General features: G+C 30.5%; 10 protein-coding genes and 1 riboswitch. All 10 genes read right to left on the bottom strand.

Annotated features, from left to right (window positions below; all coding sequences use genetic code 11):
- Window positions 1–146: 146 nt before the first annotated feature.
- Window positions 147–322: riboswitch (Lysine riboswitch) on the bottom strand.
- A gap of 48 nt (window positions 323–370) precedes the next feature.
- Window positions 371–2,308, bottom strand: coding sequence for a threonine--tRNA ligase (thrS, locus tag NST64_RS05540; RefSeq protein ID WP_049418475.1), 1,938 nt, complete (start codon window positions 2,306–2,308; stop codon window positions 371–373).
- Window positions 2,309–2,617: 309 nt separating this feature from the next.
- Window positions 2,618–3,538 (bottom strand): primosomal protein DnaI, encoded by a 921-nt coding sequence (dnaI, locus tag NST64_RS05535; RefSeq protein ID WP_019835439.1) that lies wholly within the window; start codon window positions 3,536–3,538, stop codon window positions 2,618–2,620.
- Window positions 3,539–4,909 (bottom strand): replication initiation and membrane attachment family protein, encoded by a 1,371-nt coding sequence (locus NST64_RS05530; protein ID WP_049437856.1) that lies wholly within the window; start codon window positions 4,907–4,909, stop codon window positions 3,539–3,541.
- A complete protein-coding gene (gene nrdR / locus NST64_RS05525) occupies window positions 4,910–5,380 on the bottom strand; it encodes a transcriptional regulator NrdR (protein WP_002448939.1) in 471 nt (156 codons plus the stop codon).
- Window positions 5,381–5,669: 289 nt separating this feature from the next.
- Window positions 5,670–6,695 (bottom strand): type I glyceraldehyde-3-phosphate dehydrogenase, encoded by a 1,026-nt coding sequence (gene gap, locus NST64_RS05520; protein ID WP_002448943.1) that lies wholly within the window; start codon window positions 6,693–6,695, stop codon window positions 5,670–5,672.
- 188 nt (window positions 6,696–6,883) lie between these two features.
- Entirely contained in the window at window positions 6,884–7,486 is a 603-nt protein-coding gene (coaE, locus tag NST64_RS05515; RefSeq protein ID WP_107632404.1) for a dephospho-CoA kinase, read from the bottom strand.
- A gap of 21 nt (window positions 7,487–7,507) precedes the next feature.
- On the bottom strand, window positions 7,508–8,380 hold the full coding sequence (gene mutM / locus NST64_RS05510) for a bifunctional DNA-formamidopyrimidine glycosylase/DNA-(apurinic or apyrimidinic site) lyase (protein ID WP_049418481.1): 873 nt from the start codon (window positions 8,378–8,380) through the stop codon (window positions 7,508–7,510).
- Between the two features lie 15 nt (window positions 8,381–8,395).
- The gene (gene polA, locus NST64_RS05505; RefSeq protein ID WP_049335961.1) at window positions 8,396–11,032 is read right to left on the bottom strand and encodes a DNA polymerase I; all 2,637 of its coding nucleotides are present in this window, start codon (window positions 11,030–11,032) and stop codon (window positions 8,396–8,398) included.
- Window positions 11,033–11,212: 180 nt separating this feature from the next.
- Complete coding sequence (pnpS, locus tag NST64_RS05500; RefSeq protein WP_002448928.1) at window positions 11,213–12,910, bottom strand: two-component system histidine kinase PnpS; 1,698 nt, start codon at window positions 12,908–12,910, stop codon at window positions 11,213–11,215.
- Window positions 12,910–13,620, bottom strand: coding sequence for a response regulator transcription factor (locus NST64_RS05495; RefSeq protein ID WP_002448933.1), 711 nt, complete (start codon window positions 13,618–13,620; stop codon window positions 12,910–12,912). Before NST64_RS05495 ends, pnpS begins: the two co-directional genes overlap by 1 nt.
- Window positions 13,621–13,632 lie beyond the last annotated feature (12 nt).

Genomic DNA, 13,632 nt, shown 5'->3' with positions numbered 1-13,632 from the left:
TCCCTTTCTTAATGTAGAGGTTAGCTAAGTATTTATTTGTTATGTGAAGATAATTAACATATTTAATTTTTATAAATGATATGTAAATCAAATTACAAATTAAAAAATAGGTACATACCGTTAAGATATGCACCCATTACTTAATCTATGTCGGTAGCACATCACAAACTGTGACAGTACAGTTTCTATTCGATAACTGTCCCAACAAATCATAAGTATGGTTATCATTTGTTTCGGCATCTTTACCTTTCATACTTTCAACATACGTTCCATATCAACTTCTGAAGTATTACTTTTTAAAGATGCAACCTCTAACTCATTTTTATTTAACTACTTTGTAATATACATTAAGGATATTATTTTATCAAGACTATCTACGTCTTTTTAGACGAATTTCATCTACTAAGTTCCAGATAAATTCATCTCTTTCTATTGTTTCTTGATCTTGTGAGCCATACTTACGAACATTTACTTCGTTGTTTTCAACTTCTTTATCTCCTACTACAATTTGATAAGGAATTTTTTGCATTTGTGCCTCTCGAATTTTATAGCCCATTTTTTCGTTACGATCATCAATTTCTACACGAACACCTTGAGATTTTAATTCATCTTGTAAATTTCTCGCATAGTCGTAATGTAAATCTACATTTACTGGAATAATCTCAACTTGTTTTGGAGCTAACCATGTTGGGAAAGCACCTTTAGTTTCTTCAGTTAAGAAAGCTACAAAACGTTCCATAGTTGAAACTACGCCACGATGAATAACAACAGGTCGGTGATTTTCACCATCACTACCAATATAAGAAAGATCAAATCGTTCAGGTAGTAAGAAATCAAGTTGTGCAGTTGAAAGGGTTTCTTCTTTACCCATTGCAGTTTTAACTTGAACATCTAATTTAGGACCATAGAATGCTGCTTCTCCAATAGCTTCAACATATGGTAAGCCCATTTCATCTACTGCTTCTTTAAGCATAGACTCAGCTTTATTCCACATGTCATCATCGTCCATATATTTTTCTTTATCTTCAGGATCTCTGTAACTTAATCTGAATGTGTAATCTTCAAAACCAAAGTCTTCATAAACATCTTGTATCATATGAACAACGCGTTTGAATTCATCTTTAATTTGGTCAGGACGTACAAAGATATGAGAATCATTTAAAGTCATACCTCTTACACGTTGTAAGCCTGATACTGCACCACTTGCTTCATATCTATGCATAGTACCTAATTCAGCAATACGAATTGGTAATTCACGATAAGAATGTGGTTTATTATTATAAACCATCATATGATGTGGACAGTTCATTGGACGTAATACCATTTCTTCAGTTTCATCTAATTTCATTGGTGGGAACATATCATCTCTATAGTGATCCCAATGACCTGAAGTTTTATAAAGTTCAACGTTAGCTAGAACTGGGGTATATACATGATCATATCCCATGCTTACTTCCTTATCTACAATATAACGTTCAATTTCACGGCGAATTGTTGCACCATTTGGTAACCATAGTGGAAGACCAGCACCAACAAGTTGATTATTTGTAAATAATTCTAAATCTTTACCAATACGACGATGATCACGTTCACGACGTTCCTCTAACATGTCTAAATGTGCTTTTAAATCTTTTTTATCAAAGAAAGCAGTACCATATATACGTTGTAACATTTTATTGTCGCTATCCCCACGCCAATATGCACCTGCAGTAGAAAGAAGTTTAAATTCTTTAATTTTTGAAGTTGATGGCACATGAACACCACGGCATAAATCTGTAAATTCACCTTGAGTATATAATGTTACATTCTCATCTTCAGGAATTGCATCTATTAATTCTAATTTATATGGATCATCTTTAAAGAAATCTTTTGCTTCTTTACGAGAAACCACTTTACGTTCAATTTTATAATTTTCGTTAACAATTTGTTTCATTGTTTTTTCGATTTTTTCAAAGTCATCTGATGATACTTTTTCATCCATGTCAAAGTCGTAGTAAAAACCGCCTTCAATCACTGGACCAACACCGAATTTAACATCTCCATAAATTCGTTTTAATGCTTGAGCCATTAAATGAGCAGTTGAATGACGTAATACCTCTAGAGCTTCATCACTACCAGGTGTAACAATTTCAATTGCCCCATCTTCTTCAAGTGGACGAGTTAAATCAACGAGTTGATTATTAAATTTTCCTGCTACTGCTTTTTTTCGAAGTCCAGGACTAATTGATTGTGCAATGTCTTCTGTAGTAGTTCCTTTATCAAATGATTTTGAATTGCCATCTGGAAATTTAATATTAATTTGTTCCATATCGAAACCCTCCATAAATTTTATTCTATGATCGCTGAAGAAAATAAAAAAACTCCTCCCTATAAAAGGGACGAGTTCGTCGCGGTACCACCCTAGTTATCTAGATTATTCTAGATATCTCTTCATAAGATAACGGTCTTGAGCCGGATACTGATTACCAGCATCTAAATATGAAGGAGTAATAATTTAATATATCAACCAAATTCTCATCAATTGTTGGCTTGCTGTATGATAGAGATTAAATTATCATATCTTCATTTATTTCAACGATTTAGATTTATCTTTATTATACATCACACATTGTAAATTTCAATTATTTCGTAAATTTTTTCCATCTAAATAAAATTCATTTGCTAAACTTTTGATACGTTCGATAATTCGAGCAGCTTTCGTTATTTCTGCCCCTTTGTTTGATATAGATAAATGATGTTCTAATTCTTCCAAATTTAGATTTGAACTAAAGAATGTTGGTAATTCATGAACCATACGATAATGTAATAAGGGACCTATCACCTCATCCCTTACCCATGTTGTGACATCCTCAGCTCCGATATCATCTAACATTAATATATTTGCTTCTCGTATACGCTCTAACTTTTCATTATAACTCCCATCTTTAAAACCACCTTTTAGTATACGAATGTATTCAGGTAAATATACTATTGTAGATGGCACATGTTTTGACTTAAGCTGGTTTGCGATAGCTCCTAAAATAAAAGATTTGCCTGTTCCAAAAGGGCCATGTATATAAAGACCCTTAACGCGTTCACCGTTAACTAACTTTTTACAAATATCGTTAACTTCCATAGCTATTTCAAGTCGACTTCTATCGTTAGTATAGATATCTTTAACTTTTGCATTTAACGTATCTCGTTGCATGTGATGAGCAGTAATGAGTTGTGAACTTAAACGTTCTTCATCGTATTTAATTTTGCAAGGACATAATCGATAACGAACTTTAATACGCTCATTTTCTATATATAATTCTGGAATATGACCTTTAACAAAGTTTGGACAGTGTGCATAATCGTGACCATCGTAGTGTTTTTGTTGATCTTTATATTCTTGAAGTACATTTAAATCTTTATCAATCATTTCATTAGTAAGTTCTGACTGGTGTTGATTTAAAAATTGTTTAACATCAGAATCATTAATGACTTGATGTTTTATTTTAGCAATTCTTTTGTTTAAATTATCTTGATTTTTTATAAGTTTACTAAATGGTTTCATCTAATCCTCCCAATCTTGTTCTAATTGAGCACGAAACGCTTCTCTATCTTTTTCAAATTGCGCATCATTATTGTTTGGTTTTTCATCTTGTTGGTTTTTATCTTTTAACCATTTTGGTGTTTTTTCTATTGATGCAACGTCACGTTGTTTATATTGACGTTTTGTTTTTTTAGTTATACTATCATTGATTTGTTGATTTGTTTTCAGCGCATAATCATATGCTTGTTGTGCAGTTTTAATACCTAACTTTTTCCAATTTGAAGCGATTTCAAATATATAGGATTTAGGAAGTTTCATTTCATTCTTAAGCATTACAAATTGTAATAAAATATTAATTACACCAAATGACAATTTTTCACGCTCTATTAACTCTTCTACCATTCTTTTTTGTTGTAAAGTTGGTTCTGATTCAGACCAAGACGCTAACATATCAATAGGACTTGTGTTTTCTAATAACTTAAACCAACTATCACTTTCCTTTATATCATCAGTAGTCTCATTTGGACGCTGTGATTGTTCTAAATAATTAGAAGGATTAGCTTTAGTTTGTAACTTAGGAAGCTGTTGTTGATGCTCAATTAAGTAATGAGACCTTGCTTGTTTTCTCATCTCTTCAAATGATAACGTTTGATTTTGTGTGATAGAGTTAAGAATGATTCGTTTCATAGAAGTAGGCGTTAACCCATATAAAGTAGCCAATTGTAAAATTAATTGTTTTGCCTCTTTAGTAATAATTTCTCCACTTATAAAATGATGTTGTAACATATCTCTCAACATATCAAAGTCAAATGATTCATTATCTAAATCTATAGTAGCTGAATGATTTTCCTTTTGAATTGTTGAAGCATCAATAGATATATTTTTATGTGGAACTTTGAATACATCAGTAAATTTGCGCGTTACTTGCTGAAATTCTTTTAAATCTGGTTCATCTTTTTCAAAATACGCTTTTAAATCTTTATATCTTCGATTATCAACTTCATTGTATAGGTATATAGATAACATTGGATCATTAAAAAATTGGTATGCCGTTGGAGGTTGAATCAATTCATATATAAACAATGACTGATTACTATCATGTTTTACAAATGTTTTAATTAACCCAATGCCTTCAAGTAAATCCATATATTCACGGAATTCTAATAAATTTATTTTAAGCTCATTCATGATAGTGTAATGTGTGAGAATAGTATCTTCAACTTCATCGATAAATTGGTTCATGAAATGATATACACCAATAGCTTTAAAGCCAATTAACGGTATGTACAATCGATTTAATATCTCTAATTGTTGATGATTAAAGAAAAAATGTCGATATACTTTAAATCCATCGTGTGGACTTAAACCATACTCATAAGATTTAAAACTCATTTATGAATCACTCCGTTTGTTATCATCCAAAATACCTTGCATCGATGCTAGTAATTGATCCACATCTTTAAACTCTTTATATACTGACGCAAATCGTACATAAGAGACTTGATCTACATGCATGAGCAAATTCATTACATATTCACCTATATCTCTAGATGAAATTTCTGTATGACCTTTATCGCGTAATTGCCATTCTACTTTATTAGTAATGTCTTCCAATTGTTGATATCTAACTGGTCTTTTTTCACAAGATCTTACAAGACCATTTAATATTTTTTCTCTTAAAAATTGTTCACGTGTGCCATCTTTTTTGACCACAATAAGTGGACTCACTTCAATATGTTCAAATGTTGTAAATCTTGTCCCACAATTCTCACATTCACGTCTTCTACGTATTGCGTTAGCTTCATCAGCATGTCTTGAATCTACCACGCGTGAATGTGTGGCACTACATTTTGGGCATTTCATATCTGTCACCCTCTTGAATAGATTATGCTTCATTATACTATAAAAACGATTTATGACAAAAGAACTCATATGTATTGATAATAAATTGATACAACTTAGCTGTCTAAACCTATAATAAAATATAAAAAGGAAAGTGAAATAGAATTCAATATAAATTCTTTTTTCACTTTCCTACATATGACTCATTAAAAAAATTATTTAATGTTTTATAATTTTTTAATCTATAAAATCAATGACATTATATTAGAATATCAACTCTAAAATTAACAATCTTTTACTTATTAAAAGCTTAAACTGCAGTCACGGTAGACTTTTCTACTAGTTGTTCACCAATCATTTCAGCTACTTCTACTACTCTATTAGAATAACCCCATTCATTATCATACCAAGCAATCACTTTCACCTTATGATCATCCATTACAATTGTATTCTCAGCATCGATAATAGCTGAATGTGGATTTGTATTGAAATCGACAGATACTAAAGGTGCATTTTCTACTTCTAAAACACCATCTAAATCTGAATGACGAAATGCATTATTAATTTCGTCAACAGTTACCGGTTTTTCTAAATCTACAACTAAATCAACTAAAGAAACATTTTTTGTAGGCACACGTAAAGCTAACCCATGAAGTTTACCTTCTAGTTCTGGTAAAACTTCTTTCAATGCTTTTGCTGCTCCAGTAGAAGTTGGAATAATACTTTCATTACATGAACGTGCTCTACGTAAATCTTTATGGGGATTATCAATATTTTTTTGATCATTAGTAATTGCATGAACAGTAGTCATTAATCCATTTACAATACCAAATTGATCATTTAAAACTTTAGCAACTGGTCCTATACAATTTGTCGTACATGAAGCATTACTGAAAATGTCATACTTTTCAACATCTAATTTGTCATCATTTACCCCTTTAACAATCATTTGGACTTCTCCACCTTTAGATGGGCCAGTTAGTAATACTTTTTTAGCTCCAGCATGAATATGTCCAACTGCTTTATCACCATGATTAAATTTTCCAGTTGCTTCAATTACGATATCTATATTTAAATCTTTCCATGGTAAATTTTCAGGATTTCTATCTGACACTAACTTAATGTTATGGTTATCAACACGTATACCATCCTCAATTGGTTCTACCTTTTTATCATAACGTCCATGCGTTGTATCATAGTTAATTAGATGTGCAATTGTTTCAGGTGGATAGCTTGCATTAATCGCAACCACATTAAAATTTTCATTATGTAATGCAATTCTTAAAACCATTCTTCCTATTCTACCCATTCCATTAATTGCAATATTTGTTGACATTTAAAGCACCCCTTGTTTTATATGTTATACTTTATAAAATTAGTATAACATAATAGATTCCGATTGAAAGCGTTTACCAAAAATAATGTAATATTTTTTACATTTTAAGTTTATATAACTAATATATTTATTATATAAATAAAAAGAGTTTAAGACTAAAAATAAAGTCCTAAACTCTTTTTCTCATATTATTCATGAATGTATCCTTTTTCAATCAATAGTTGTTTAAGAAGGGTTTCTAATTCAGATTTACTTCCTAAATTATCTATAACATGATCAGCCATTCTGCTTTTTTTATCAATTGATATTTGACTATGAACTCTCGCTTTTGCTTGATCCAAGTCTAAATTGTTACGTTTCATTAAACGTTCAATTTGTACACTTTCAGATGTGTAGACCAGCCAGACTTCATCCACAGTATTTTGTAAATCATTCTCAAACAGAAGCGGAATATCCATAATCACATCATACCCTTGTTGTAAATACTGTTGCTTTTCTTGTTCCATAATCGTTCTTACAATAGGATGAATAATTTCATTAAGTTCTAATCGTTTTTCTGGATGATTAAATACTAATTCTCCAATGTATTGTCGATTCATTTCTCCGTCACTTGTGATTGCTTCGTCACCAAACGTTTCTTTTATTTGTTCCAAAGCAGTTGATCCTTTCTCTACTGCTTTTCTTGAAGCTATATCTGCATCGACAATTTTAAATCCATATTCTGATAATAATTTAGAAACTGTTGACTTTCCGGTAGCTATTCCACCTGTTAATCCAATTACTTTAGGCATTTGTATCACCGCTCACTTTATTTATTTCTGACAATATGGACAAAAATGACTGTTTCTAGATGCTATAACTTTTTGTTCAATATCATGGCCACATACTTTACATGTCTTTTGTTTGTATACATTTAAATGTAATTGCATTTTTCCAGTTTTTCCGTCAGCATGACGATAATCTGAAATACTTGTTCCACCATTATCAATACCCTCTTTTAAAACTTCTTGTACATAATAAAAGAGCATTTGTCTTTCTTGATGAGACGTATCTTTTACTTTTCTCGCAGGATGGATACCTGCTCTAAACAATGCTTCACAAGCATAGATATTTCCACATCCTGCTATGATTTTATGATCCAGTAACATCTGTTTAATAGGTTTATTGGCTACTTTTTTTTGAGATAAATAGTGATTAAAATGTTGTAACGCTTCTTCGTCAAAAGGCTCAGGCGCTATTTCTAAAAATGAAGGATAATCTTCAAATGAATTTAGGTTTCTAATCTCACCAAATCGACGTATATCTGAAAACACTAATTTTTTTCCATTATTTAAATGGAAAATCACGTGCCAATGTTTACGATAGTTGGGAATTGCTATCTCAGATAGGTGATTGACAATGAAAAATCCACCAGCCATACCTAAATGACTAAGTAACACACGTTTACGATTATGTTTTTCAATATGAAAAACAATATATTTACTTCTTCGTTCGACTTTAATTATCTTATAGCCTTCGCAATTCAAACGAAAACCATCTAAATTCATTCCTTTGATAATCGTTTCTTTATTCTGACTTTTACCTTCAATTACTTTTTTAGAAAATGAAATATTTTTAATTGTAGCATTTACAATAAAAGGTTCTATTCCCCTTTTAACATGTTCAACTTCTGGTAATTCTGGCATTATTCATTCCTCTTTCTATTTCGCATCATACCAAGTAGGACCATAATTAGAGTCTACTTTTAATGGAACATCTAAGTCTAATGCATGCTCCATTATATCTTCAACAAATAAACTAAATTCTTCAACTTCAGACTTAGGCACTTCAAATATTAATTCATCATGTACTTGTAAAAGTAATTTAGCTTTGTAAGACGTATGTTGAACTTGCTTATCAAATTCAACCATAGCAAGTTTAATAATATCGGCTGCACTTCCTTGAATTGGAGTGTTCATTGCTGTACGTTCCGCAAAACCTCTTAAATTAAAATTACGACTAGTGATGTCAGGAATATAACGTCTACGATGCAATAATGTTTCAACATAGCCATTTGCTTTAGCATCCTTTACAATGTCACTCATATATTGCTTAACTCCAGGGAAACTTGCTAAATAATCATCAATAAATATTTTTGCCTCTTTACGTGTTATATTTAAGCTTTGACTTAAGCCATAATCACTAATACCATAAACGATTCCAAAATTTACAGCTTTGGCTTGTCTACGCATTAAATCAGTGACTTCCTCCGCTTCAACACCAAATACTTTTCGTGCTGTAGCAGTATGAATGTCCTGTCCATGAATGAATGCTTCTTTTAAACTGTCATCTTGTGTAATATGCGCTAAGACACGTAATTCAATTTGAGAATAATCTGCAGATAAAATAACACTGTCTTCAGATGAAGGTTTAAATGCTTTACGTATTTTACGCCCTTCTTCAAGTCGAATCGGTATATTTTGTAAATTAGGATCAACTGAAGATAATCGTCCAGTTTGTGCTAATGTTTGATTAAAACGAGTGTGTATACGCTTATCATTACTAATGACTTTTTGTAAACCTTCCACATAAGTAGATTGTAATTTAGCTAATTGACGATATTCCAAAATATCATTAATGATAGGATGTTCATTCTGTAACTGTTCTAAAACATCGACTGCTGTAGAATAACCAGTTTTTGTTTTTTTAATGACAGGTAGTTTTAATGTTTCAAATAAAACCACACCGAGTTGTTTAGGTGAATTAATGTTAAATTCTTCACCTGCTGCGTCATGAATACGTTGAACTAACAATTCTAACTTCTCTTGTAATTCTTGTTGCATGCGTTGTAAATCATTTACATCTGTATAAATACCAATTTCTTCCATTTTACTTAAAATACGTGCTAGCGGAAGTTCTAAATCTTTTAGTAAATTCATTTGTTGATGTGATTCTAGTTCTTTTTCCATTAACGGTTTAACAGCATCAATAGATTTAGTAATAGATGCAATATGCGTATTTAAAATTTCAGTATCAGGAACTTGTCGCTTTTTACCTTTCCCATAAATAGAGACATCTTCTTTAACATACGTTTGATGATAATTTGTTACAACCGAATAGACATCATCAATCGTTCGTGATGGATCAATAATGTAGCTTGCTAACATCGCATCAAAAACGATATTTTGAATGTTGATATTTAATCTGTGTGCTATAACAAATGTTTTCTTTGCATCATAAACTACCTTTTTAGAATTTTCATTTTCTAACCATTTAATAAGTTCTGGATAATCTTTAATATTATCTGCATCAACTACGATATAACGTTCTTTATCATAAAATCCAAACTTTAAAATATCATCTTTTAAATAATTAGAACCATCTATTTCGAAATGAATCACTGCTTCATCAAGATGATTAAAATCAACATATTCAAAAGTAGGTAAAATATCAAAAGAAACTTGTTTTTGTTCTTGCTCAAACTCAGATGCTTTATTATCTATATCTGCTAATAATTGTTTAAATTCTAATTTCTTAAAAAGTTCAATTTTTTCATGATTATCCTTGATATCACTTAATTTAGTATCATTTAAAGTGACTTCTATTGGACTATAGCGATTAATTGTAGCAAGCTCTTTACTCATTAATGCATCTTCATGACTAAGTTCGAGCTTTTCTTTTAATTTTTTACCAGATACTTTATCAATATTCTCATAGACACCTTCTACAGAATCAAATTGATTTAAAAGTTTAATTGCTGTTTTTTCTCCTACTCCAGCTACACCGGGTATATTGTCTGAACTATCTCCCATTAAACCTTTCATATCAATAATTTGTATTGGTTTTAAACCATTATATTTTTCTGCTATAAATTCTGGAGTATAGTGATCAACGTCTGTGACCCCTTTTTTAGTATAATAAATAGTCACATTTTGAGTTGCTAACTGTGTTAAGTCTCTATCTCCAGTTACAATAATAGTTTCAAAATCATTTTGATCTGCTTCTTTACTTAGCGTACCAATAATGTCATCTGCTTCGTAGTTTTCTAATTCATAATGTTTAATATGATAAGCATCTAACAATTGTCGAATATATGGAAATTGTTCGCTTAATTCGGGTGGTGTTTTTTGACGTCCACCTTTGTATTCACTATATTTAGAATGTCTAAAAGTAGTCTTACCTGCGTCAAAGGCTACTAAGAAATGTGTAGGTTGTTCTTCTCTGATAATTTTTTCGAGTAATTTGGCGAACCCAAGAATCGCATTTGTATGAATACCTGCTTTATTAGATAAAAGTGGCAATGCGTAAAAAGCTCTAAAACTTAAACTATTGCCATCTATCAACACTAATTTATTCAAATTTTAAACCTCCAGAATGAGTTTAATTATATTTTAGCATAAACCTTTGGTCATAACGACTGAACGATATTTTACGAATTTCAAAAAATAAAGTCCTACAAGTTTAGGTCCCTTTAAAATTATAAAAGCATAAAAAAGTATTTTAAAGTGTGGATGACCTAAAATTGTAGGACAAAATAGTTATTCGATTTTATCTATAAATGAGACTCTAAATAGCGATCCTTTATTCAGTTCACTTTCGACCATAATTGTACCGTGAAGTGCTTCTACAATATGTTTTGTAATCGATAATCCTAAACCTGTTCCACCAGAGTCACGACTTCTTGCTTTATCTACTCTATAAAATCTCTCAAAAATATGCTTTTGATCTTTTTTGTCTATCCCAATGCCATAATCTTGGATTTCTAGATTAACTTTTATATCTTCTCTGTAAACTCTAACAATAACTTTATTATTTTCGTACGAATAGTTAATGGCATTTGAAAGTAAATTTGTGATAACTTGAGACAACTTTCCTTCATGCGCTTCAATAATAACATCATTTTCTATTTCAGATTTAATAGCGATGTTTTTATACTTAGCTTGAGTTTGTAGATTATGGATTGTATTATGTGCTAAATCTGAAAGATTAACATAAGTAGTCTCAATCTCAGTTTGTTGTTCAATATGAGATAAATCTAATAAATCCATGACAAGTGATTCTATACGATTTGATTCTTTTAAAATAATATTTAAAAACACCTCAAGAGATTGTTCATCATTCTTTGCACCTTCAATTAAGGTTTCTGCAAATCCTTTAATTGAAGTAATTGGAGTTTTAAGTTCATGTGAAACATTTGCAACAAACTCACGTCTCAAATTTTCTAATTTTTTTAAATTAGTGATATCATGTAATACTACAACCATACCTTGAAGTTTCTTTTTTGCTTTACTTAAGATGGGAATACAAGAAACATCAAAATATTTTTGATGAACATCATTAATGTATAACTCAATTTGTTCATGCAACGGTTTTTCAGTTTTAAAGCTTTCAATAACAAGATGTTGAATTTCTTTATCTAAATGTACAGTATAATCTTTATTTTCGACTTTACTATCTGGTTTGAATACCTCGTAATAAGCATGGTTTGCAATAACAATTTCACCTTGCTTATCTATCATTAATACCGAGCTAGGAATATTTTCTAATGTTGTTTTAAGACGATTAGATTGCATTTTTTGTTTATTATTTAATTTTTGCAATCGTCTTGCTAAATCATTGGTAGTGACAAATAATGCTTTTGTTTCTTTCACATTACTTTCAGGTACTCTAACATGATAATATCCATCTGCAATTAAAGATGTCGCATAAGTAACTTCGTTGATTGGTCTTATATAGGTGCGATTAATGCTTCTTACAGCTAAATAAATAGCAATTAACACAATGATTCCAATTAATGATAAGTACTTCCACATATTTTTTTGTAAATCTAAAATTTCAGTATTAATACCACTTATGTATATTGTTTTATTACTTACAGTATTTTTAAATGTGTAATCCACTTTATCCTTATTTTTATGATATATAATATTCGAAGGATTAGCTGCATTATCAATAGTATGATTAATTTGATGTTGATTACCAGTTTGATATAACACATGTCCATTTTCAGAAATTTCAACAACCAAGTTTTGATTTTGTGCTATACGCTGAATGTCTGCTTGTTTATTTCGATTATTTAAATTTACGATATTTTCTGATAGATGATTTAATTCTCTAGTTTGAGTATCTGATAATATTTGATAAATCGTATGATGAAGAATTGCACCTAAACCTATAAAACTAATAATTGTTATTGTACATAGTAGAAGTAATAATCTATGATGAAATTTAATCATTAAGCTTTAGGTCTTTCTAATTTATAACCCAATCCACGCACTGTTTTTATCAACTTAGGTTGTTTAGGATTTTCTTCTAATTTATCTCTTAAATGACTAATATGAACATCTACAATTCTTGAATCTCCTGCAAACTCGTAATTCCACACTGAATTTAACATATGTTCTCTAGTAATTACGCGTCCTTGACGTTCAATAAGATAAAGTAGTAACTCAAATTCTTTAGGTGTAAGTTCAAGCAAGGTATCATCTCTATAGACTTCAAAGAATTCAGGACGAATTCTAATATTATCAATTACAATATCTTCATCATCCACGTCATCTTTTACGACTTCATTAGCAATTTGAGAGCGTCTTAAAATAGCTTTTACTCTCGCTACAACTTCTCTTGGAGAGAATGGTTTAGTCATGTAATCATCAGCACCTAATTCTAAGCCTAACACACGATCAAACTCATCATCTTTAGCTGTTAACATTAAAATAGGTACAAGATTTTTATCAGATCGAATCGTTTTACATACTTCTATTCCATCTTTTTTGGGTAACATGACATCTAATACAATCAGTTCAGGTTTAACCTCTTTAACTTTTTTGAGTGCTTCTTCACCATCATACGCTACATCTACAATATAACCTGCTGTTTCTAAGTTATATTTTAGTAACGTTACTATTGATTGCTCGTCATCAACCACTAATACTTTTTGTGACATGATTTGCCTCCC

The organism is Staphylococcus sp. FSL W8-1268, assembly GCF_038003965.1.
Taxonomy (GTDB): Bacteria; Bacillota; Bacilli; order Staphylococcales; family Staphylococcaceae; genus Staphylococcus; species Staphylococcus hominis.
The sequence above is the reverse complement of the archived record's forward strand: the minus strand, read 5'-3'. Positions and strand labels throughout refer to the sequence as shown.

What these genes read in the sequence shown, in the direction of transcription:
- thrS (WP_049418475.1), bottom strand. Translation starts at nt 2,308, where the DNA reads ATGGAACAAATTAATATTAAATTTCCAGATGGCAATTCAAAATCATTT.
- dnaI (WP_019835439.1), bottom strand. Translation starts at nt 3,538, where the DNA reads ATGAAACCATTTAGTAAACTTATAAAAAATCAAGATAATTTAAACAAA.
- NST64_RS05530 (WP_049437856.1), bottom strand. Translation starts at nt 4,909, where the DNA reads ATGAGTTTTAAATCTTATGAGTATGGTTTAAGTCCACACGATGGATTT.
- gap (WP_002448943.1), bottom strand. Translation starts at nt 6,695, where the DNA reads ATGTCAACAAATATTGCAATTAATGGAATGGGTAGAATAGGAAGAATG.
- mutM (WP_049418481.1), bottom strand. Translation starts at nt 8,380, where the DNA reads ATGCCAGAATTACCAGAAGTTGAACATGTTAAAAGGGGAATAGAACCT.
- NST64_RS05495 (WP_002448933.1), bottom strand. Translation starts at nt 13,620, where the DNA reads ATGTCACAAAAAGTATTAGTGGTTGATGACGAGCAATCAATAGTAACG.
- nrdR (WP_002448939.1), bottom strand. Translation starts at nt 5,380, where the DNA reads ATGAAATGCCCAAAATGTAGTGCCACACATTCACGCGTGGTAGATTCA.
- pnpS (WP_002448928.1), bottom strand. Translation starts at nt 12,910, where the DNA reads ATGATTAAATTTCATCATAGATTATTACTTCTACTATGTACAATAACA.
- coaE (WP_107632404.1), bottom strand. Translation starts at nt 7,486, where the DNA reads ATGCCTAAAGTAATTGGATTAACAGGTGGAATAGCTACCGGAAAGTCA.